We start from the raw sequence: 24,203 nt of genomic DNA, 5'->3' as shown, positions 1-24,203 counted from the left end.
CATAGGATAGTTTAGATTTATTGCAGAATATGAATCCAACCCTTTATCTGTGCAATATTTAACCTACTTGTGAGTGAAATAGGCCAATCACCAAGGAAAGGCGGCAAGTATTATGCTATTCCAGATAAATCCCTTCGACCGGCATTTCGCTTTGTGATAGAAACGTCTGTCTATATTTATTATTCATACCAATCGCAGATCCGATACCTCATGACCACCAAAACACTCCAACAAACATTGCAGCTCGGTGTTGCACAGCAAGTCTCTACTCGGCTAGCTTTTTTTATTGCCGGATTAGGGATGGCCGCGTGGGCGCCGTTAGTGCCTTTTGCTAAGGAGCGTATTGGCCTTAATGATGCTTCTCTTGGCTTACTGCTGTTGTGTATTGGTGTCGGTTCAATGCTCGCCATGCCCCTGACGGGCGTGCTGACAGCAAAATGGGGGTGTCGGGCCGTCATTTTACTGGCAGGTGCGGTACTCTGCCTCGATTTGCCCTTGCTTGCATTGATGAATACCCCAGTCACGATGGCTATCGCCCTCTTAGTCTTCGGGGCCGCGATGGGCATAATAGATGTCGCCATGAACATTCAGGCAGTCATTGTCGAAAAGGCCAGCGGCCGAGCAATGATGTCGGGATTTCATGGGCTATTCAGTGTCGGCGGGATTGCCGGGGCGGGCGGCGTCAGTGCTTTACTGTGGCTAGGGCTGAGTCCTTTAGCGGCCATTATTGCGACCGTCGTATTAATGATTATCCTGTTGTTAGCTGCCAACAAAAACCTATTGCAAGGCAGCGGTGAACCCCATGACGGCCCGCTCTTTGTTTTACCCCGTGGCTGGGTGATGTTCATCGGCTTCTTATGCTTTGTTATGTTTCTGGCTGAAGGCTCCATGCTCGACTGGAGTGCGGTCTTCTTAACAACATTACGTGGTATGGAGCCATCACAGGCGGGTATGGGGTATGCCGTATTTGCCATAGCTATGACACTGGGCCGTTTAAATGGTGATCGGATTGTCAACGGATTAGGCCGATACAAGGTATTATTAGGGGGAAGTCTGTGTGCAGCGATCGGGATTATCACGGCAATCAGTGTTGATAGCGCACTTGCTGCCCTGATTGGCTTTATGCTCGTGGGGTTGGGCGCATCAAACGTGGTGCCTATCTTGTTCACCGCAGCCGGTAACCAGACCGTGATGCCAGCCAATTTAGCTGTCGCCTCCATCACGACTATCGGATATGCCGGGATTCTGGCAGGCCCAGCGGCAATTGGCTTTGTTGCCCAACTCAGTAATTTATCAGTCGCTTTTGGCTGTGTGGCACTGTTGTTACTGACCGTTACCGCCAGCGCCAGAGCCGTGACGCGCTAACCAAGGAATATGCATTACCTTTATGCAAAATAACTCGTTATCTACCAGTTCAGCCAACATTACCCGCTGCTTCTGGCTGTTTATCGTATTGTTGCTCATCACCATTGGGCTGTATGGCTATAACTATACCAATGCTTACCTGACGGATAAAAAGCACGCCTTAACCGCCATAGCCACTGGGTTGCAACAACGTATTGATGATTACCGCTACCATACCTATCAGATATATGATTTAGCCAATAATCCGAGCATGTCTGAGAAGAGCATGCTGAATGTCCAAGAAGTCCGCTTGCGCCCTGATATTTACTATATTGAAAAACCGCGCAGAAAAACGGATGCCGTCATTTTTGGCAATCACGAACCCCTGACACTCCCTATGACATTGCGGTTGTCTGAGTATCTCGACAGCCACTGGGGGTCACAGAATGATACTTACTCCATGTATTATCTTAATGGTCAAGATAATAGCCTAACGCTCATCACGACACAGGCGCTGAAAGAAGTCACATCGCGCTTTAAAGAAAGTTATTTGACGGCAGCGGCAGAATCGCGGCGCGCGGAGATGCTCCAGCAAGCCAATACGCTAGATGAAAGAGAAAGTTTCTCACCACTACGAAAATTACGCTTTCAGAACGCCTACTATTTTACGCTGAGAACCACCTTTAATCACCCCGGTCATCTGGCCACCGTGATCGCTTTTGACTTACCGATTAATGATTTAATTCCCCCTAATATGGCGCGCGCCAACTTCTTGTTGCAACAGGATAAAACGCCAATCAATGAGGGGATGACACCAGAGGATATCACCACCGCTAGCGTGACACTTAATGGCTACTGGCTTGAGTTCTCCGCTCCCCTAGCGAACGCCACCCTTAAAATTGTTTATCGGGTTCCTATCAGTGTGCTGGCGATTGATTTATTGAAGAACAATTTCTGGCTGATCCTAACCAACCTATTACTGCTGTCATTGGCTATTTTGGGTATCTATTTTATTCGCCGCCAATTTGTTTACCCCAGTGCGGACATGGTTGAGCAATTGGAAACGCAAAAATCGTTGAGTCAGGAAATTATTACCAGCCTGCCACAAGGATTGCTGGTTTATAATTTCAGCAATAACGCGGTTATTGCCAGCAACCAGATAGCCGATAATCTGATGCCACACCTTAATCTGCAAAAAATTGCCCATATGGCGGAGCAGCACCATGGTGTGATTCAGGGAACAGTGAACAATGAAGTTTACGAAATTCGCATGTTCCACAGTAAGATTTCACCGGAAACTTATCTTTTCCTGCTTCATGATCAAGACAAAGAAGTGTTAGTCAACAAAAGGCTGCAACAGGCAAGGCGCGAATATGATAAGAGCCTGCAAGCGCGGAAACTAATGCTGCATAATTTAGGGATTGAACTAAACCAACCGGTCAGTCACCTCAATCAGATAGCCAAAGAGTTACAGCACACTACTGATGATGAGCTGCGGCATACCCTGACAGCTAAATTAATTGCACAATCTGACGCTGTCATTGAACTGATTGATAACATTACCCTACTGACGCGTCTGGAAACACAAGACTGGCAACCGGAGGAACATCGCTTCTCGCTGTCAGCATTAATTGATGAACTTCTACTCGATATGCTCCCGGCAATTAACCAAAAAGGGTTAACTCTATTTAATCACTATCGCGTTAATATTGACCAAAACTACATCGGTGATGAAAAAGTATTACGTAAAATACTTTCTCTACTGCTGCATTATTCGGTTATTACGACGGCTTACGGCAAAATCACCCTGAATGTTGACCATGAACCAGAGCATCCGGAACAACTCATCATTCAGATAATTGATACCGGTGTAGGCATTTCTGATGAAGAGATCAGTAATCTTAATTACCCTTTCCTCAGCCAGACATTGGTCGACAGATACAATCACAGCTCAGGGCTAACATTCTTTTTATGTAACCAATTATGTAAAAAATTAAACGGTCAATTAGAAATTCGTAGCAAAGTTGATATAGGTACTCGTTATACTATTCGAGTTACAATTGACGTAGAAAATGATCAACAGGAGGAGCAAGAGAAGTTATTGGACGGAGTCACGGCATTATTAGATATAACGTCAGAAGAAGTTCGCTCCATCATCACAACATTATTGAATTCGTTCGGCGCTAACTGCATTATTGTGGATGACCGTCTGCCGGGAAGAGACTACGACGTGACAGTAACGGATAACCCGCAACACTATGATAACTTTACCTTATTGCTAGCCTCTGATGAGGTGGGTTTGCAGCAGTTGCAGGATAATTATATTCGGGTAAATTATAATTTAGGAAGTGCAGTCATTGATGCCGTATTATTATTAATTGAGCAGCGAATCCTATCAGATGAATCCTCTGAAGTGTCTGAATCTATTGCTGATGATGATATAAGTGCATACGAGCAACAACTTAAATCCAGTGACTATTATTCCTTATTTGTTGAGACAGTACCGGTAGATCTGAAGAAACTGTATACTGAACTTCAGCAACATGATTTCATATCGCTTTCGCAGACCGCACATCGACTGAAAGGCGTATTTGCTATGTTGAACCTGCTTCTCGGCAAACAGCTATGTGAAACACTAGAACAGCATATCGCAGATGGCGATCGGTTGAAGATCGAAAATAGCATCAGTCAAATTGATTCTTTCGTCACCAGACTGTTGCAGCAAGGTAACCCATAACCATGAACAACCTTAATGTAATTATTGCTGATGACCATCCAATTGTGTTGTTTGGCATCCGAAAGTCGCTTGAGCAAATTGAATGGGTAAACGTTGTCGGAGAGTTTGAAGACTCCACAGCGCTTATTAACAGTTTGTCTAAACTTGATGCCAATGTGCTAATTACCGACCTCTCCATGCCTGGAGATAAGTACGGTGATGGCATCACATTGATAAAATATATAAAACGGCATTACCCAGACTTAGCCATAATTGTACTAACAATGAATAATAACCCCGCTATTCTCAGTTCCGTTTTGGACTTGGATATTGATGGGATTGTATTAAAACAAGGCGCGCCTGCTGATTTACCTAAGGCGTTAGCTGCACTACAGAAAGGGAAGAAATTCACGCCTGAAAGTGTCGCTAAATTACTGGAAAAAATCAGCGCAAATGGCTACGGTGATAAACGCTTATCCCCGAAAGAAAGTGAAGTGTTACGGCTATTTGCTGAAGGTTTTCTGGTCACCGAAATTGCCAGAAAACTGAATCGCAGCATTAAAACTATCAGTAGTCAGAAGAAATCGGCGATGCTGAAACTGGGCGTTGATAATGATATTGCCCTGTTAAATTATCTTTCATCCGTAACTATCGGCCAAGATAAAGAATAACTTTTGTTCCTAAACCCGTGGTGTTATTCACAACACCACGGGTTTATTTATTTCTTTCCCGATTCCATTCATATTATCAATTCATCAATTAACTTTATCCCTGAACTTATATCTATATCGTTTCTGATTTACCGGGTTTAACGTGCTCGCCTCACCTTATCGCCGTAATAACGCAACATTTGACGCAAGGTATCTAAAGTAACGGGTTTAGAGAGGCAGTTATCCATTCCTGCCTCAATACAGCGCTGTTTGCCTTCAGCTAATGCATTAGCCGTAACACCAATGACCGGGAAATGATGATTCAGTTGCCGTAAGCGCTGTGTTAATCGGTAACCATCCATATTTGGCATATTAACGTCAGTTAGCACGATATCAACGTTATTGGCACTCAACACAGCCAGTGCATCCAGCCCGTCATTTGCCGTTATCACTCGGTAACCCAATGTTGTCAGTTGGTCAGCCAGTAACCGACGGTTGATCGGATGGTCATCCACAACCAATATTTGTAAATCAGCATTATCATCCTGATTCACTTTCGGCGAGGATAATTGCAATGGAGCTCCCTCAACCAAGGGCTGTTCCAGCAATATTTGGTCCAACAATGGGATGATTTCCAGCAGAGTAGAGGTACTCAGCAACCAATAGCCTGGGCGTGTCTCTTGCGGCAAACCAATATGCTCGATGGATAGCTGTATCCATGTTGATAAAGGTGCGCTGACTTGTGGCAGATAATCACAAATAAGCACCTGGTCTTGCAGGGTTTGCTCATTGCTATAACGCTGAATTGTGGCACCAAAATGGCTCAATAGATCAAGTAAATAGCTTTCAAGGCGGGTATTACGAATATCCAACCACAATACTTTCCCTTGCCAACGATCACTTTGCGGCAATACCGTATTTTTCGCTTGATACAGCGGTATGCGAATGGCAAAAATACTGCCCATCCCCAGTTCAGAAACGACCTCCACATCCCCATCCATTAAGTTGACTAATTTCTCGCAGATAGCCAGACCTAACCCCGTGCCTTGGAAATGGCGCTGTACCCCTGTTCCCACCTGGAAGAAAGGATCAAATAACTGATTTATCTCGCGTGCATTAATGCCTACACCGGTATCCCGCACCCGGAATTCCAGATAGTCGCCGCGGACCCGCACCTGCAAGATGATGCAGCCTGTATCAGTAAATTTAATAGCATTATTCAATAAGTTAGAAATTACTTGTTGCAGTCGAACTGCATCGCCCAGCATCAGGCGAGGAACATCTGGTTCAATGAAACAGTACAAACCTAAGCGCTTTTTCACCACCAGCGGCAAATAGTTCGCCGTAATATGAGTTATCACCTCTACAGTTGAAAACTCGCTTGGCTCAATTTTCAGTTGTTCCGATTCTATTTTGGAGAAATCGAGAATATCGCTAATGATTTTAAGGAGCAAACCCGATGAGTTATTCATCGCTGTGACCAATCGGTCAACGCCCTGAGGTAACTCTTTGGTTTGCAACAAATCGAGATTGCCGATAATACCATACAGTGGGGTCCGCAACTCATGACTGACAGTTGCTAAAAACATCGATTTAGATTGACTGGCCTGCTCTGCCGCGGCCGCCATCTCTTGCAGTGACTCTTCCATCTTCACTCGCGAACTGACATCCACTAACACACAAATGGCCACATCTTCATTACGGTAACGCGAATGAACAAAGCTGATTTGCAGATTATTATTATTGCTGGTCATCACATCAACAAAGTTCGCTTGCTGCTCACAAATAATGCGCGTAATTCGCTCACGATCTTCATTTGTCAGCAAGTTAATATAGTTATGTGCCAATTCATTACTGAGAATATTGGTGCCATCGCTTATGCGCAGGATAGAAATACCTACCGGCGCAGAAGCCACAATTTTACGGTTAAATTGCTCGTGCTCTTCCAGCCTTAACGCATTATCTTCGGCCGGGTGGAACATTTTTCGCTCAAATAACCAGGCCAACGTAAATATCACCACCGCAGAAAGCGTATTCAATAATAATGCATTAAAAATTAATAGCTTAAATATCTCGATAATGGTTTTAACAGGTAAAGAATAGGTAATACTGAGCGGGGATGGCAGCAAGTTCTTTTTCAGAATAAGATAATTATAATCATCAACATAGCCGAAATAAGAGGGCGAATCAGGGTAATTATCCAGCATAGAAGCAGAACGCTCGCCAGTAGCCAGTTGCAAAACTGGTTCATTATTCTGATTGAGTAATGTCACCCCAACCGGCAGCGGCCCTGAAGAGATAAAATCTTCCAGCCGAATAGTTTGCTCAGTCCCCACTAAAGCTTCTAATTTATTACCAACATAAATCGGGCTGAGAACATATAGCGTACCAATTTCAGGGCGCACACCCGGAACTATCCAATACAGCGTGCTATCTTTATCCTGATTGTTTGCTTCACGATATTTTAAAATATGTTCATTCAGTGATTTAAGTAAACTCTCCTGATCCATCGGAGTATTACGAATATCGAAATCCACCATACACATGGTGTCACTGCCAATAAAAAATATCCGATTAAGATCATAGGCTGCGGCGAAATTCTCTTTCCAGTACAAGATGAGATTGCTGAGAGAATCTAATGACGAGTGGCGGGATGAATTAAGCGCAGCACAATCAGCCTGTGAATTGAGAGGGTAATACTTTGGTACTGTTTTATTTTTGATAAATGCGCCAGCCGCGATGTCACTGCTCGCTGCATTTTGGTTTAACCGATTTTCCGCCATATACTTGATATCACGAATAATATCGGATGAGTGCCTGATATAGCTCTGTGCTTGTTCAAAGTTAGTATTATATTCCTGACGAATATCAGATTTTTTCTCATTAAGGATGTTCAGGATATAAAAGGTTGTCAGCAATGCACCCAGCGACCATAACATGACGGCCAATACCCGGAACAGGTAGCGGGATATTTTCAGTGTCGTGCGAAATGAAGAGAGATATTTCAATCTGATACCATGGTGAAAGCATCGCCGGACAGGCAGTGTGAGTAACAGAATACACTACCCATAACCCATAAAAAAGCCAGCTCGTAAGCTGGCTTTTATTGATTACTGCATATTATGCATTATCGTCTTCTGCTTCGTCGGCAGCATCATCTTCTTCTGGTGTATTCAGTGCGGCGTTTTCGCTGCCCTCTTCACCTTCCAATGATTCGCCATCAAGGATGTCATCATCCTCTTCTGGCTCCGCTACACGTTGCAGACCAACCACATGCTCATCTTCAGCAGTACGGATCAGTGTCACACCCTGAGTATTACGGCCCACGATACTCACTTCAGAGACACGCGTACGCACCAGTGTACCTGCATCAGTGATCATCATGATTTGGTCAGTCGGTGTCACTTGGACGGCACCCACCACTTTACCATTACGTTCACTGACTTTAATGGAGATAACCCCTTGAGTCGCACGAGACTTCGTTGGATATTCTTCCACTGCGGTACGCTTACCGTAACCATTTTCAGTTACCGTCAGGATTTCGCCATCACCACGCGGGATAATCAGAGAAATAACCCGATCATCGCCATTGAGGTTGATACCGCGAACACCAGTTGCAGTACGACCCATTGAGCGAACCTGTGTTTCTGGGAAGCGAACCACTTTACCCTGTGCGGAGAACAGCATAACTTCATTGCTGCCATCGGTCAGATCCACACCAATCAGCTCATCACCCTCATTCAGATTGACGGCAATAATACCGGCGCTGCGTGGGCGACTAAATTCAGTCAATGCTGTCTTCTTCACGGTTCCACTGGCGGTCGCCATAAAGATGTGACGACCTTCTTCATATTCCCGAACCGGCAGAATAGCGGTAATACGCTCATTCGGCTCAAGCGGCAATAAGTTGACGATCGGGCGACCACGTGCACCACGACTGGCTTCCGGTAACTGGTACACCTTCATCCAGTAGAGACGACCACGGCTAGAGAAGCATAAGATTGTATCGTGGGTGTTGGCGACCAGTAGGCGATCAATGAAGTCTTCTTCTTTGATACGTGCTGCCGATTTACCCTTGCCACCACGACGTTGAGCTTCGTAATCACTCAACGGCTGATATTTGACATAACCCTGATGGGACAATGTCACAACCACATCTTCCTGATTAATCAGGTCTTCAATATTGATGTCAGAGGTATTCGCTGTGATTTCAGTGCGACGAGCATCATTATATTGCTCTTTAATAGCCACTAACTCTTCGCGGATCACTTCCATCAAGCGCTCTGGGTTCTCCAGAATAAAGATCAACTCGCCAATTAAGGTCAGCAGCTCTTTATACTCATCCAGCAGTTTTTCATGCTCCAGACCGGTCAGTTTCTGCAAACGCAGATCCAAAATCGCCTGAGCTTGCTGCTCGGTGAGGTAATACTTGCCGTCACGAATACCGAACTCAGCTTCCAGCCATTCAGGGCGGGCAGCATCATCACCGGCACGTTCTAACATGGCTGCAACGTTACCTAATTCCCAAGGATTGGCAATCAGGCCAGCCTTCGCTTCCGCTGGGGTTGCTGCACGGCGAATCAACTCGATAATTGGATCGATGTTAGCCAGAGCAATTGCCAGTGCTTCAAGGATATGCGCGCGGTCACGTGCTTTACGCAGTTCAAAGATAGTCCGGCGTGTCACCACTTCACGGCGGTGACGAACAAAGGCAACCAGAATGTCTTTCAGGTTAAGTAATTTAGGCTGCCCTTGCGACAGAGCCACCATATTGATACCGAAAGTCACCTGCAATTGCGTCAGAGAATAGAGGTTGTTCAGAACCACTTCCCCTACCGCATCACGTTTGATTTCAATCACGATACGCATGCCGTCTTTATCAGACTCATCACGCAACGCACTGATGCCTTCTACGCGTTTTTCTTTAACCAGCTCGGCGATTTTTTCAATCAACCGCGCCTTGTTCACCTGATAAGGAATCTCGTGAACAACAATCGTTTCGCGGCCTGTTTTTGCGTCAGCTTCGACTTCAGCACGAGCGCGGATATACACCTTGCCACGGCCAGTACGATAAGCTTCTTCAATACCGCGACGACCATTAATAATCGCAGCGGTTGGGAAGTCTGGCCCCGGAATATATTCCATCAGCCCTTCAATGCTGATGTTTTCATCTTCGATATAGGCCAAGCAGCCATCAATAACCTCAGAAAGGTTATGTGGCGGAATATTGGTTGCCATCCCGACGGCAATACCAGACGAACCATTAACCAACAGGTTAGGGATTCGGGTCGGCATGACTGCTGGGATTTGTTCCGTACCATCATAGTTAGGCACGAAGTCAACGGTGTCTTTTTCTAAATCCGCTAACAACTCGTGAGCAATTTTAGACATACGGATTTCGGTATAACGCATCGCTGCGGCGGAGTCGCCGTCAACGGAACCGAAGTTACCCTGCCCATCCACCAGCATATAGCGCAGTGAAAACGGCTGGGCCATACGCACAATTGTGTCGTAGACCGCGCTGTCACCATGCGGGTGATATTTACCGATAACGTCCCCAACTACACGGGCCGATTTTTTGTATGGTTTATTCCAGTCATTACCCAGTACATTCATCGCATACAGTACGCGACGGTGAACCGGTTTCAGTCCATCCCGGACATCTGGCAAAGCACGTCCGACAATAACGGACATCGCATAATCCAGATAGGAGCTTTTCAGCTCTTCCTCGATGTTGACCGGTGTTATTTCTCTGGCAAGGTCGCTCATTGAGCCGCTATCCCTCTACTAATTACCGGATTTAAAGGTACGAAACTATATCACAAAACCCTGATTTTGGCGAAACTACATTACGTTCAAGAGAAACGTCATTGCGCTTAAGTCTCGGACACAAAACTGCGCCAATTGATGGGGAACATGTATAATCCGCGCAAAGAAACATAACAGTGAGATTCCATCATGCGTGCTGATACCCAAGCCCCCCATCATAATGTTGATGAACAAGAAATCGCTAAGTTTGAGGCAGTTGCCTCTCGTTGGTGGGATTTAGAGGGTGAATTCAAGCCTCTCCACCGCATCAATCCTTTGCGCCTTGATTATATTTTGCAGCGCTCAGGCGGTATTTTCGATAAGAAAGTGCTGGATGTAGGCTGTGGTGGTGGCATTCTGGCGGAAAGCATGGCGCGTGAAGGAGCACAAGTGACCGGGTTGGATATGGGTTATGAACCCTTACAGGTCGCCCGCCTGCATGCGTTGGAAACCGGTATTAAACTGGATTATGTGCAGGAAACAGTCGAAAGCCACGCGCAAAAACACCCGCAACATTACGATGTTGTCACTTGCATGGAAATGCTCGAACACGTACCTGACCCTGCTTCTGTTATTCGTGCTTGTGCACAGTTAGTCAAACCTGGTGGCCATGTTTTCTTTTCAACCATTAACCGCAATACCAAATCTTGGTTAATGGCGGTTGTCGGTGCGGAATACGTTCTGAAAATGGTCCCGAAAGGCACGCATGACTCGAAAAAGTTTATCCGCCCATCAGAACTGATTGGTTGGGTTGACCAAACGCCTCTGCGCGAACGCCACATTATTGGGCTGCATTACAACCCGATAACAGACCATTTCAAGCTCGGTCGCAACGTTGACGTGAATTATATGGTGCATACTCAACGGGATGACTTATAAAACGGTCATTATTTCACTCAAGGAGCGAGCGCATTTGGTCGCTCCTTGGCCGGTGGTTGCACTTAATGTGGGCATTTTTTGTGACTGACCGCACCAATTTGTTGCTTTATACGCCGTCAATCGAAATATCGGGCAGAAACCGTTTTTTTAAACAATAAAAGCGATAAGTTATGCCACTTTTTTATAATGTTTAATAAAACGGCAAACGATCAAATTTTTAAGATTTTCAGTAAAATCTTATCCCCTAGGTGAAGGGAAGGTAAGCCCCAGCAATGGCGGTGTCTGTGAGGGTTTCGTAACAATTCACCCCCAAGTTATCCACACAATTCATCGATCTTGTTCACTTGCCAAAAGTCTCAATACTCACTATCTTGTTATCTATCCACTACCCACCCCCTATATATTGTGTTTACATACTGAACAATACACTACGCCCTCAATGATTATTGCAATCATGGAGAACGTAAATTTGTGCTGTATGGGCATAAAGTCAGGGGAACAAAGGTCACGAACACATGAACCAAAGCCTACTTGTTACTAAACGCGATGGCAGCAAAGAACGCATCAATTTGGATAAAATCCACCGGGTCATCGACTGGGCCGCGGAAGGTTTACATAACGTCTCAGTATCTCAAGTAGAATTGCGTTCACATATTCAGTTTTATGATGGCATTAAAACTGCCGATATCCATGAAACGATCATCAAAGCTGCCGCCGATCTTATTTCACGCGATGCACCGGATTATCAGTATCTGGCCGCCCGTCTGGCCATTTTCCACCTGCGTAAAAAAGCTTACGGTCAGTTTGAACCACCAAAATTATTCGCCCATGTGACGAAGATGGTGGAAATGGGTAAGTACGACAAACACCTGCTGGAAGATTACACCGCAGAAGAATTCGAACAGATGGACACTTTCATCGACCATTGGCGCGATATGAACTTCTCCTACGCTGCGGTTAAGCAGTTAGAAGGTAAATATCTGGTGCAGAACCGCGTCAGCGGCGAGATCTATGAAAGTGCCCAATTCCTGTACATTCTGGTTTCTGCTTGCTTGTTCTCTGGCTACCCACGTGAAACTCGTCTGGATTACATCAAGCGTTTCTATGATGCAATTTCGACCTTTAAAATCTCGCTGCCAACACCGATTATGTCCGGTGTGCGTACGCCAACCCGCCAGTTCAGCTCTTGCGTGTTAATTGAGTGTGGTGACAGTTTGGATTCTATTAATGCCACCTCCAGCGCCATTGTGAAATATGTGTCACAACGTGCGGGTATTGGTATCAATGCTGGCCGGATCCGTGCTTTAGGTAGCCCAATCCGTGGCGGTGAAGCATTCCATACCGGGTGTATTCCGTTCTACAAACACTTCCAGACCGCAGTAAAATCCTGCTCACAAGGCGGTGTACGTGGTGGTGCAGCCACCTTGTTCTACCCAATGTGGCATCTGGAAGTTGAGAGCCTGCTGGTTCTGAAAAACAACCGTGGCGTTGAAGGCAACCGCGTCCGCCATATGGACTACGGCGTACAAATCAACAAACTGATGTATCAGCGCCTATTGAAAGGTGAAGATATCACTCTGTTCAGTCCATCGGATGTTCCGGGCCTGTATGATGCGTTCTTCGCCGATCAGGATGAATTTGAGCGCCTTTATGTCAAGTATGAGCAAGATGACAGCATCCGTAAGCAGCGAGTAAAAGCCGTCGAGTTATTCTCTCTGATGATGCAAGAACGTGCTTCTACTGGCCGTATTTATATTCAGAACGTGGATCACTGCAATACCCACAGCCCGTTTGACCCGAAAATTGCGCCGGTGCGCCAGTCAAACCTGTGTTTAGAAATTGCATTGCCAACGAAACCGCTCAATGACATCAACGATGAAAATGGCGAAATCGCGCTGTGTACCTTGTCGGCGTTCAACTTAGGTGCCATTGACAGCCTTGATGACTTAGAAGACTTGGCCGTGCTGGCCGTCCGCGCGCTAGATGCCCTGTTGGACTATCAAGATTACCCGATTGCTGCAGCACAGCGCGGTGCTATGGGCCGTCGCACCTTGGGTATTGGTGTCATTAACTTTGCTTATTATCTGGCGAAGCATGGTGTTCGTTATTCCGATGGCAGTGCCAACAATCTGACTCACCGCACTTTTGAAGCTATTCAGTATTATTTGCTGAAAGCCTCAAATGCGCTGGCTCGTGAACAAGGTGCTTGCCCATGGTTCAACGAAACCACCTATTCACAGGGTATTTTGCCGATTGATACCTACAAAAAAGATTTGGATACCATCAGTGACGAACCCCTGCATTACGATTGGGAAACGCTGCGTAAGGATATTCAGACCTTTGGGCTGCGTAACTCTACATTGTCGGCATTAATGCCTTCAGAGACATCTTCACAAATTTCCAATGCCACCAATGGCATTGAACCGCCGCGGGGATATGTCAGTATTAAAGCCTCGAAAGATGGCATTTTGCGCCAAGTGGTTCCTGAATATGAGCGCCTGAAAGAGGCTTACGAACTGCTGTGGGATATGCCAAATAACGACGGTTACTTGCAGTTGGTCGGTTTGATGCAGAAATTCGTCGATCAGGCAATTTCAGCCAACACTAATTACGACCCGACTCGCTTCCCATCAGGCAAAGTGCCGATGAAGCAGTTGCTGAAAGATTTGCTGACAACGTACAAATTTGGCGTAAAAACCCTTTACTATCAAAACACCCGTGATGGTGCTGATGATGTGCAGGAAGATATTCAAAGTCAGCCGGGTGATGATGACTGTGAAGGCGGTGCATGTAAGATCTGATTTTTAGTTCAGGCCCTCCCCCAGTCCGCGCATGCTCATGCGCCCACTGGGGGATGATTCATTTTGTCGCTGAATACAGAATGTTGCGGGCCTCTCTTCATTTGCCCTTTGCTGTTCCCTGAGGAAATCATGGCCTATACCACTTTTTCGCAAAATAAAAACAACCAGTTACTCGAACCGATGTTCTTTGGTCAATCCGTCAACGTAGCGCGCTTCGATCAGCAAAAACACGCTATTTTCGAAAAACTGATTGAGAAACAACTGTCGTTCTTCTGGCGCCCGGAAGAGATTGACGTCTCCCGTGATCGTATTGATTATCAGAACCTGCCAGAACACGAAAAACACATTTTCATCAGCAATTTGAAATACCAAACCTTGCTGGATTCCATTCAGGGGCGCAGTCCGAATATTGCCCTATTACCCCTGATCTCTATTCCTGAGTTGGAAACCTGGGTTGAAACTTGGTCATTCTCTGAAACCATTCACTCACGTTCATACACCCATATCATCCGCAATATCGTTAACGACCCAGCGATTGTTTTCGATGATATCGTGACCAACGAAGAGATCCTTAAACGCGCAAAAGATATCTCGGCGTATTATGACGATCTGATTGAGATGACCAGCTATTACCATTTGCTGGGGGAAGGCACTCACCAAGTCAACGGTAAAACCGTGGTGGTCAGTTTACGTGAGCTGAAAAAACAGCTTTATCTGTGTTTGATGAGCGTGAATGCACTGGAAGCGATTCGTTTTTATGTCAGTTTCGCCTGCTCCTTTGCCTTTGCAGAGCGCGAACTGATGGAAGGCAATGCGAAAATCATCAAAATGATTGCGCGCGATGAAGCCCTGCATTTGACAGGCACCCAGCATATCTTGAATTTGATGCGCTCAGGTGAAGACGATCCAGAAATGGCTGAGATTGCGCAAGAGTGTCAGAAAGAGTGTTATGAACTGTTTGTGAAAGCCGCAGAACAAGAGAAAGAGTGGGCCGAATATCTGTTCCGTGACGGCTCCATGATTGGTCTGAATAAAGATATTTTGTGCCAGTATGTTGAATATATTACTAATATTCGCATGCAAGCCGTGGGTCTCGGTGTGCCATTTGCTATTCGCACCAATCCAATTCCATGGATCAACTCTTGGTTAGTTTCTGATAACGTGCAAGTTGCGCCGCAGGAAGTTGAAGTCAGCTCTTATTTGGTCGGTCAGATTGATTCAGAAGTCAGTGCTGATGACCTGAGTGATTTCGAGCTGTAAGCCATGAAGTCTCTACCCAACAAATTTCGAGTCAGTGAGCTCGATGTGGGGAACACTGTGACGTTGAGCACCACCGGTGCTCAACTTAACCGCCCTGCCAATAGCCGCAATTTATTGGAAACGCTCGAATACCATCAAGTTCAAATCGAATACCAATGCCGGTCCGGTTATTGTGGTTCTTGCCGCTTGCGATTACTCAAGGGCGAGGTCTGCTATCAACAGCAACCGCTGGCCTTTATTCAAACCGATGAAATTCTGCCCTGCTGCTGTCAACCCAAAGGCGATATTGAAATCGAACTCTAGCCATATCCTCTAAGATATTGCCTTCAAAACATAAGCTTGGCTTATTCCTCATTTAGAAAGTTAGGATTTCACCTATAATCAGATGCTCGGTTGTATGATATTTTGCACCCGGTATTACCTGACAAACCATAGGGACAAAAGATGAAAATAGTGTCAATCGCAATAACCAGCCTGTTAATGGCAGCATCAATCAGCACTTTTGCCGCGACAGAGCAGCCACTTGATCGGCAACAACCGTTAGAGAAGATTGCGCCTTATCCACAAGCTGAAAAAGGCATGAGCCGCCAGGTAATTTTCCTTGATCCACAAGAAGATGAAAGCCGTTTTAAAGTTGAATTGTTGATCGGCAAAACGATTGAAGTGGACTGTAACCGCCATATGCTCGGCGGCAATCTGGAAACCAGAACGTTGTCAGGTTGGGGATTTGATTATCTGGTAATGGATAAAATCTCAGAACCGGCTTCAACCATGATGGCATGCCCAGATAATACTCGCCGCCCACAATTTGTGGCCGCTAATCTGGGCGATGCCGGAATGCAACGCTATAACAGCCGACTGCCTATTGTGGTTTATGTTCCGCAAGGGGTCGATGTGAAATACCGGATTTGGGAAGCAGGCGACGACGTCAGAAATGCGCAGGTGAAATAACAACCACTTGCCTTCGTTGAAATTAAAAATACCCATTCAGTTGAGTGGGTATTAAAAAAAGTCATCTTGATCATAATAAACCCGCGTTTAAAAACTGCTGGCGCTCAATGCATGAGATAGGAATTGCACTATTTTAGGTGGGGAATAGAGAGGTTCATATTCACGTACAACCCTATCAAAATAGGGCGTCACATCAATCAAACGAGCCATGTCGTCATCATTAAAAGGGGCATCCGCCAGCATTGGCTCGGCGTCGGCAAAAATAAAATCGTTAGCGCTAAGTTGCTCAACATCCAACCCATCCAGATACATCAGGTGAATGCTTTCCTTTGCCGGCACCGCTGAATGGACATTGACACCTTGAATAATGGCCAACCCATTAATAACCATAGAGTTGCGCTTAGTCACCGTTAATTCACTGAAATTCTGGATACCAACCGCACTTACATCAATTTTATCAATACCATGCCGAAATCCTCGGACTGAATTTCTATAATCTGATTGTCCCTCTTGAGAAACCAGAACGAAAATACTGGGTTCAGCATTTTCCCGCTGATAAACTTTTCCCGCTAATGAAGCCACCATTTTACCTTGATTATCAGTGCGTAAGCTGACACCACCCCCACCGCCATTTAGCATAATCCCCGATGGTACACGCACGGATGGTGTATCCATCGTAATCTGGCTATCGAAATAACTGGCGGGGGGCGAAAAGGTACTTTGAAAATTAAAATGTTGCGCCTGTAATGTCGCTTTCTGTCGATTCTTGATAGTGATGGTTTGATTATCAGTCAGTTGAATCTGAACATCATTTCTCAACTGCCTTAATTGCAACTCACTGAATCTTTTATCTGCAAAGCCGACTAAGTGAATAACCTCACCTTTGTTTGCCTCAAAATTAACAATATTGTCATGGCCACCGACACGTTTACGCACCACAAATATCTCTTTACCCGCCCCACCCACCAAAGTGTTTCTTCCTCGTCCGCCATCAAGCAAACTATGATGCGCCCCCGCAGTTAACACATCATTCCCATCACCACTGAGCAAATTATGCAATGTTTGTGGTGAGCGAATAGTCAGCGCCGTGCCAGCAAGATTCGCCTCGCCCGTGGCTAAATTTATCCTTACATCCGCTGACATCGCTGCGGCATTCAGCGTATGACGACCACCAGCCAACCTGTCAGTATCACCAAGCATCATCCGTGTGGGCTGTTGTGCCGCCAGAGCGGCAAACTCATCGGTGTAAAAATAGGTTTTATCCATATTCACCTCGCGGCCAAAGAGTCGTAGAGACCAACTGTTTAACCTGATGGGCAAACCCTCTTGGGCATTTTTAACATCTAATCGCCACTGCCCGGCAGAATCCTCGCTGCGGTGATGTGTAGACATAAATGTATAGTTGAAATCACCTGACAGAGCGCTACCGGTATCGGTCTCATCCGCATCATTTCCCGTTTTTTTCCCCGCCCGGTCTAGCAAAATACTTTCGCTGCCACTGGGCGAGACTAATTTCACTGTCAAATCCCCCAAGCGCGCCACATTAGCACTGAAATCCACTTCGACCTGCTCGACATTCAAGCCACTTGCCAAAGTGACCGATGAAGTATCCAATCCACCAGCAGAGAGCTGTTTTTGCATCACGTACTGATAATGTCTCTCCATCTTCTGTTGATTAGCATCAGTCTGTTGACTCACCCAACTTTCAGCCAGACGTACCGCCGCCCGCGCATCGACCTGACCAAAACCATAATCATGACTGACATGCATCCCACCCCCATTCCAATCATTGGCTCCATTAATATACCACTGGGTATTCCTGTCATTAACCCCGCGTGCCGACACCGCAAGGATCTGCTGCACATCGCGATAGCCCAGATTAGGATTGGCCTGCAACATCAATGCAGCAACACCAGAGACAATCGGGGCGGCAAAACTGGTTCCTTGTTCGGTGCTGTATTTCGCGCCAAACACCGCACCGCGTTCTGTTTTAATCTGGAGACTGCTGGAGAGGACATGGCTACCGGGTGCTGAGACCAATAGGCTGGCCCCCGGATTAGAGAAAGGCTGTGAGTGAGTTTTCAGTGTAGAGAGATCGGCCTTAGCATTGATGGCGCCTACTTGAATACCAAAGCGGGTATTACTCATTAATGACCCTTGTGCACTCCCCCCTTGTTCACGTTGGTTACCGCCCGCCGTCACAATAATCGTGCCTAATCCTCCACGGCCATTGGCCGCAACATAGTGCACGGTGGTATTGAGGGTATTGGGGAGATTAACCCCCCCACCAGGGGAATGACTCAAGGCAAATTCATTTTTGAATCCCCAGCTATGGTTAACCACATCATAGCTGGACATCTTGCCTAGCGTGGTCAGGTCATGACCATTATTACTCAGATAATGGCCACCTAGCTGGGCGTCATAAGCGACACCCACTCCACCCATATCGTTTCTTGCCGCCACCATAACACCCGCCACTCGGGTGGCATGATGAGAGATATCCGCCGGTAGTGTTCCCGTTTTCGTCTGTGTATCCAGCCAAGTAGGGGAGACATTAGCGGCTAAATCGGGATGTTGAATATCAAAAATTTCCGGCCCCGTGGCAAACTCACCGCCGGGTTCAAACTGCCCAATCCGAATACCTTTACCGGTATAATCTTGCCAGACTGGGAATACATCGATCTCACTTAAGTAGTATTGTTTGGCCGCTTGTGGATCCGTGGGAAGATCGGAAGTTAATAGGCTCACGGTTGCCCTTTTTATTGCCTCCTCACCATGAGCTAAGTCCACCACAGAAATAGCAGCATCCCCTGCTGCACTCATCACTTTATATTTAAAACTCATCATGCCCGTAAATTTTCTATCGGGAATGAACTGGATGCTGCTATCCGTCGCATTCAGGAAAACTCTGCCACCAATAGCATCACTCACTGCAGAAATATGTAATGACGCCCCGAGTTAAAATTAATATCATTGGCGAGTAAATCGCGAGCACGAAGCGTTATCACCCGGTTGCGTTTAAGCGGTTCACCAGATGCGGTGAGTGTCACAGCATCATCAACCGGAATACTATTATGCGTATTTAAATCAATGGCTGAAATATCCGAAAAATTAATCTTTTGGATATTTTTCAGTGTCAGAGTGCCATCTCGACCCGCCACTTTATCGGCAACCTGGAAACCCTGTGCCGTTCGGCTAATAAGATATTCATCATGCGTGCCATGCAATACCACCACATTAATACCGCCACCACCGTCAACCCATGCATCCCCTTGACCGGCCTCAATAACATCATGCCCTTTATTGCCATAAATACGGTCTTCACCGCCACCGGCGTAAATAATACTGCCCTGCTCTGCGGCATAAATAATATCGCCCTGTGGCCCCGAATAGATAACCGCTTTGCCACTGCCCCCGACTATCTTATTTTTTCCACGGCCACCGGCCAACACATCATTACCACCGCCCCCGACCAGTAGACTATTTCCACGCCCCCCTTTAATAAAGACGCTGCTATGTCCACCACTGACAATAATATCGTCGCCGTCTCCCTCTTGAGCAATGGTGATGCCGCTGCGTGCCATATTCAGTGCCACCCCTTCATTACCGACAATTAGCACCGTATCACGGCCACCATTCCCAGCAATATCAGCCGGATCATCGCTGGCACTGATAACAAAAACATCGTCACCGGTATTCCCAATATAGCGATTACTGCCACCGCGCCCCACCAACCAACTGCCTTTGGCACTGGCTTTTAAAACCTCGCCTGAATGACTGCCATAAATATTATCGACACTCAAATCTTCGGCAGATAACACCATGGCGCGATCAGTGAGCTGGGCATAGGCTGTCGTCGTTGAATCACCGCTATCAGAACGAATAAACACGCCATAATCATCTCGTTGGGTCATACGGTGATTGACTGGGGAACTGGCAAAATTCACGGATAACATTTCGCGTCGCTGACCATTCATGGCAAAAATACCGTATGCCATTACCCGATGACCATTACGGGTGTGATTCTTGACCGGGATGGACTCGACTTTTATTTGAGAAATTTGCCATTCATCCAGTGTTTTTAACTCACCGGGATCAACTTTGCCGTTATGGGATACATCTTGCCAAATACGCAATTTTGACCAGATAGGATCCCGCCTATCAATAATGCCACTGCCATCAGCATCATCACTGGCCAAAGCGGCAAAACCATCGCTATAACGTTTTTCTCCTGGCAGACCATTCACACCCGCCACGCCACCATAATATTCCGAATACATCTGACTCATATTGTCAATTCTTCCACTGCCATTATCGACAACCAATATACCGGTCGACCGCCCAACCCAGCCGGTACGTTTTAGGGTGCCACTGTTATCGATATCAAACAGCACTCCATTCTCAATTCCCGTCATGGCCACGCCGCGACCACTTAAATCCAGCAGCAGTGGATCAACGTAGGTATTGATTGTGGTTTGCGCCGACAGGCCATTGAGTGTCGCGGCATCAAATAAGCCGGTTTCCGGCAACATATAGGCAGGGCGCTCAAGGTAATATTCAGATAAATAGCGGTTGGGCTGCACATTGGGGTCTAACTGAATCTCCCCAGGGCGAATACCACCCGATGCCATTCCCCCCATCTGCACGGAGGTAAAATCCGTGTTATCTAAGGTGGCGTCAGTAAAGGAGAAACTGTGGGTGGGTTTATTCACCAGATAGCCGTTGGAGACATCCCGCCGAACTTGATCCTCATCGATAACACGCTGAACGGCTTGCGGGCTGGGGGTAATGCTGATGTCAGTATTGCACTGCGGGGGGGAAACCAGCGCGTCTTCGGTGGGGGGGTTAAATAGCTGGTTGATGGTGCCTTTTGTTATTGTTCCATAGTTAGGAGGAGAATCAACAGTGGTAAACCATTCACGAGCGATTGTTTTGATGTCCTCCGAAGCAAATGTCGAGTAATACACCATCTCTTTATAAGTAATAAAAGAGAGTTTAAGTTCTTCTGCTGGGTTGCCCGCCGCATTCAGCACTTGCCCCCAATAAGATACGTGTTCTTTTTCATCTAGAGTCTTAAAAACGGCATCTAACGTCCATGCTTTGTCGGGTAATTCATATTGATTAAAAACACGTTTATGTAATAAGGATGCTTGCTTATGGTCAATATTGCCATAAATAGTCCCGTTACTGGCCTTTAATCTATTATCCAGTATATTGAGATATTCGTTCGCTAAATCAAAACGAAGATCTTTAAGCTGAACTTCAGTCAACGGTTTACCATAATTAGTAGCAACACTTACTAGGTGATTAATTGCCACCTTGCCGGCAAGGGAGTTCTCTTTTACTACCCCATTAGCCAAATTAGCATAGCAATCACCATAAGCAGCCAAAAAATCATACATCGGACTGGGGTCTTTACTCTCCTTATGGGCTTCTAATATTTCTCTGGCACGAGCCAAATCAGCGGTATTGAGTTGTAATTCACTTGAATTTCTATTTTGTTGCAACATAATTATCTTCCTTAATGTTTAATATGCGATAAAAGAAACTGCTGGGTACGGCTCACGATGGCTTTCCATTGCGGTAATTTTTCCACAGTAAAAGTCACTTCAACACGTGCACCTATTTCTGGCATGACAAAAGTGGTATCACAGATATAATATCTTTTGCTTAAAGGGAGCCAAAGGCAGTTAAATACTACCGGCACACGGCCATTAACTTCTGACCAGTAATAACCATCAATATCTTCATCAAACCGATAAGGGTCATTTTTTTCCACTGGAGGAAATCTATTTAATTTTTCGGTTTTCTTGACAAAAAAAAGCCCTAATTCGTCAAGATAAATAACCGGATCAAATATTTTATTCTTACGTTTTTCCAAATAGAAATCACGCATATAGGTGATATCAGTATCAGGTCGTCTCATCGGCTCAACACTGATTCTTAAACCCCCAAACTCTTCCCCCTTTTCATACCATTGCAACTTATTTCCGGGCTGCATATCTGGCCAACCGGTTATCATTGGTAGAGAGGTAAAATTAGCATCACAACCTTTTTTATTTTTGCTAAAACCTGGTTCAAAAGAGCTTTTTCCCTCATATTCCGCCCAGTAAATAATATAGCTGTTCGGGACTTCCATCACATGACCATTAAATTTCCCACAGACAAACCCCGGTCGGTTATCCGCCAAACTTAGCGGCGATATTATTAAAAACAAAATACAAATTAAAAATAAATGACGAACTAATTTTAAATATGCATATTTTATATAGAGTAATTTCATTAGAGACCTCATTTGTTAAAACAAAAATCTAGATCTAAAATGAGAATCAAACAAGAAACAAATAGAGTTATATTAAGGTGGGAATACAATTAAATTAACAATAACACTTTATGGATTAATATATTACTCATATGCCATATTTAAATAAAAAGCGCATTTAAATGATGCGCCTTTTACTTATTTAGAGATATATCTATTAATTGAAAATTAACTACAAAATCTCAACCACTTCAAGCCAACCGTGTTGGCCGCAGACTGGGCTACCTTTCAGCCAACGCCGCAGCATGTCCAATGCCAGCATAGCGCTGCTTTCCTGACGAATTCGTAAACTATGTCGGCTCGCCTGATAACGCACTGTCTGGGCAAAAGTCCCATCAGAGGTGTGCAGCGCAACACTAAGACAATCATTTTGCATTGCACTGACAGCCAGCACTACCTGCGCACCACACAGCATAGAGAGTGACTGAGCACGGCTCGCGACTTCGGGTAAGGATTCCTGACAATGGGCTGGCAACAACTCGCCCCCCGCCAATGACGCGTTCGCGCTCTGCAATTGCCAGTGCATCAATCCACCAGTAAATTGTTCACTGACGGCCAGCAACAAACCACGCTGTGTTAACTGCTCGGCTAGTAATGCCGGTAACCCCTGAGTACCTTCAAATATCGTGCTATCGCCAGTTACCGCTCTAACCTGTTGCCACACCTGTTCCATCGCTGTGCGCTGCGAGGCAGGCCCCGTTAACTTCAATTCAATAATAGGTGCAGATGAGCGATAACCCAGCACAGCCCCCTCAGGGAGTGGCAAAGGGTCTAACTCCAGCGCTAAATCACTTTCTGAGCGGCCAAAGGTGGTCATTCGTAAACACAATGGAGGCTCCGCCACATCAAAATGTTGACGCAAACGCGGCATAATCTGCTGCTCAACCATCACCTTAAATTCTGATGGCACACCGGGGGTGAAAAACATCCAGCACTTATTTAGCTGCAGTGCGAAACCACAGGCAGTTCCGACCGGGTTATCTAACATTTCTGCATTGGCCGGAATGTGCGCTTGCTTACGGTTAGTCGACGACATCACTCTGCCGCGCTCTTTAAAGAAAGCCTCCATTCGTGCAATCCACTCTGGGTGTTCGATCAACTCCGTTCCGGCAGCCCGTGCAGCGGCCAAAGCACTCAAGTCATCACTCGTCGGCCCCAGCCCGCCGTTAACAATCAAGACATCCGCAACCTGACTGCGCTCGGTGAATACCTCAATAAGCGCTGAGAGTGAATCACCGACAGTTTCTCTACTGCTAATGGGCAATCCCTGATTAAATAAGTAATCTGCTAACCATGCAGCATTGGTATCAATAATTTGCCCATGCAGCACTTCATCCCCGGTACTCAACATCTCAACTCTAATCATTTTTTTCTCCGTTCAACCCCATGCCCCACCCAGTCGGTTTCGAGTTGCAGATGTACTTTATGAATCCCATCACTCAAACACAATCATTTCCCGCGGCGGCAATAAA

General features: G+C 46.0%; 12 protein-coding genes and 1 pseudogene. 8 read left to right on the top strand and 5 right to left on the bottom strand.

From position 1 onward, the window contains the following. Nucleotides 1-210: 210 nt before the first annotated feature. The 3 genes from ACIOG0_RS07710 to rcsB are packed head-to-tail and all read left to right on the top strand — an operon-like array spanning nt 211 to nt 4,731. The gene (locus ACIOG0_RS07710; protein ID WP_128450904.1) at nt 211-1,365 is read left to right on the top strand and encodes an MFS transporter; all 1,155 of its coding nucleotides are present in this window, start codon (nt 211-213) and stop codon (nt 1,363-1,365) included. 22 nt (nt 1,366-1,387) lie between these two features. Continuing rightward, complete coding sequence (gene rcsD / locus ACIOG0_RS07705; RefSeq protein ID WP_050096939.1) at nt 1,388-4,081, top strand: phosphotransferase RcsD; 2,694 nt, start codon at nt 1,388-1,390, stop codon at nt 4,079-4,081. A gap of 2 nt (nt 4,082-4,083) precedes the next feature. After that, on the top strand, nt 4,084-4,731 hold the full coding sequence (rcsB, locus tag ACIOG0_RS07700; protein WP_004708702.1) for a response regulator transcription factor RcsB: 648 nt from the start codon (nt 4,084-4,086) through the stop codon (nt 4,729-4,731). Nucleotides 4,732-4,868: 137 nt separating this feature from the next. Here the strand turns inward: rcsB and rcsC are convergent, their stop codons facing one another. Both rcsC and gyrA read right to left on the bottom strand, forming a co-directional pair. Continuing rightward, nucleotides 4,869-7,718 (bottom strand): two-component system sensor histidine kinase RcsC, encoded by a 2,850-nt coding sequence (gene rcsC, locus ACIOG0_RS07695; RefSeq protein WP_050096938.1) that lies wholly within the window; start codon nt 7,716-7,718, stop codon nt 4,869-4,871. A 112-nt stretch (nt 7,719-7,830) separates the two neighbouring features. Next, a complete protein-coding gene (gyrA, locus tag ACIOG0_RS07690; RefSeq protein ID WP_050096937.1) occupies nt 7,831-10,479 on the bottom strand; it encodes a DNA topoisomerase (ATP-hydrolyzing) subunit A in 2,649 nt (882 codons plus the stop codon). A 189-nt stretch (nt 10,480-10,668) separates the two neighbouring features. Between gyrA and ubiG the strand changes: the two genes are divergently transcribed. From ubiG to eco, 5 genes are all read left to right on the top strand, one after another. After that, entirely contained in the window at nt 10,669-11,397 is a 729-nt protein-coding gene (gene ubiG, locus ACIOG0_RS07685; RefSeq protein ID WP_050096936.1) for a bifunctional 2-polyprenyl-6-hydroxyphenol methylase/3-demethylubiquinol 3-O-methyltransferase UbiG, read from the top strand. Nucleotides 11,398-11,912: 515 nt separating this feature from the next. Then, entirely contained in the window at nt 11,913-14,198 is a 2,286-nt protein-coding gene (gene nrdA, locus ACIOG0_RS07680) for a class 1a ribonucleoside-diphosphate reductase subunit alpha (RefSeq protein ID WP_050096935.1), read from the top strand. 129 nt (nt 14,199-14,327) lie between these two features. After that, the gene (nrdB, locus tag ACIOG0_RS07675) at nt 14,328-15,458 is read left to right on the top strand and encodes a class Ia ribonucleoside-diphosphate reductase subunit beta (protein WP_050096934.1); all 1,131 of its coding nucleotides are present in this window, start codon (nt 14,328-14,330) and stop codon (nt 15,456-15,458) included. A 3-nt stretch (nt 15,459-15,461) separates the two neighbouring features. Continuing rightward, entirely contained in the window at nt 15,462-15,761 is a 300-nt protein-coding gene (yfaE, locus tag ACIOG0_RS07670; RefSeq protein ID WP_050096933.1) for a class I ribonucleotide reductase maintenance protein YfaE, read from the top strand. A gap of 141 nt (nt 15,762-15,902) precedes the next feature. Next, nucleotides 15,903-16,409, top strand: coding sequence for a serine protease inhibitor ecotin (gene eco, locus ACIOG0_RS07665; protein ID WP_050140369.1), 507 nt, complete (start codon nt 15,903-15,905; stop codon nt 16,407-16,409). 87 nt (nt 16,410-16,496) lie between these two features. Here the strand turns inward: eco and ACIOG0_RS07660 are convergent. The 3 genes and pseudogenes from ACIOG0_RS07660 to ACIOG0_RS07650 all read right to left on the bottom strand — a co-directional run bounded on the left by ACIOG0_RS07660 (nt 16,497) and on the right by ACIOG0_RS07650 (nt 24,097). Next, nucleotides 16,497-21,919 (bottom strand): annotated as a pseudogene (locus tag ACIOG0_RS07660) (S8 family serine peptidase). An 11-nt stretch (nt 21,920-21,930) separates the two neighbouring features. Beyond that, nucleotides 21,931-22,692, bottom strand: a complete 762-nt coding sequence (locus ACIOG0_RS07655) for a hypothetical protein (protein ID WP_050295297.1) — start codon at nt 22,690-22,692, stop codon at nt 21,931-21,933. Nucleotides 22,693-22,903: 211 nt separating this feature from the next. Further along, entirely contained in the window at nt 22,904-24,097 is a 1,194-nt protein-coding gene (locus tag ACIOG0_RS07650) for a nicotinamide mononucleotide deamidase-related protein YfaY (RefSeq protein WP_050140367.1), read from the bottom strand. Nucleotides 24,098-24,203: the final 106 nt, after the last annotated feature.

The sequence above is a fragment of the Yersinia vastinensis genome, from assembly GCF_044905075.1.
GTDB classification, from domain to species: Bacteria; Pseudomonadota; Gammaproteobacteria; order Enterobacterales; family Enterobacteriaceae; genus Yersinia; species Yersinia vastinensis.
This window is presented reverse-complemented; position numbering and strand designations above follow the sequence as displayed.

Coding starts and splice junctions, on each gene's coding strand:
- ACIOG0_RS07650 (WP_050140367.1), bottom strand. CDS start 24,097: ATGATTAGAGTTGAGATGTTGAGTACCGGGGATGAAGTGCTGCATGGG.
- rcsD (WP_050096939.1), top strand. CDS start 1,388: ATGCAAAATAACTCGTTATCTACCAGTTCAGCCAACATTACCCGCTGC.
- eco (WP_050140369.1), top strand. CDS start 15,903: ATGAAAATAGTGTCAATCGCAATAACCAGCCTGTTAATGGCAGCATCA.
- nrdB (WP_050096934.1), top strand. CDS start 14,328: ATGGCCTATACCACTTTTTCGCAAAATAAAAACAACCAGTTACTCGAA.
- yfaE (WP_050096933.1), top strand. CDS start 15,462: ATGAAGTCTCTACCCAACAAATTTCGAGTCAGTGAGCTCGATGTGGGG.
- ACIOG0_RS07655 (WP_050295297.1), bottom strand. CDS start 22,692: ATGAAATTACTCTATATAAAATATGCATATTTAAAATTAGTTCGTCAT.
- nrdA (WP_050096935.1), top strand. CDS start 11,913: ATGAACCAAAGCCTACTTGTTACTAAACGCGATGGCAGCAAAGAACGC.
- ACIOG0_RS07710 (WP_128450904.1), top strand. CDS start 211: ATGACCACCAAAACACTCCAACAAACATTGCAGCTCGGTGTTGCACAG.
- gyrA (WP_050096937.1), bottom strand. CDS start 10,479: ATGAGCGACCTTGCCAGAGAAATAACACCGGTCAACATCGAGGAAGAG.
- ubiG (WP_050096936.1), top strand. CDS start 10,669: ATGCGTGCTGATACCCAAGCCCCCCATCATAATGTTGATGAACAAGAA.
- rcsB (WP_004708702.1), top strand. CDS start 4,084: ATGAACAACCTTAATGTAATTATTGCTGATGACCATCCAATTGTGTTG.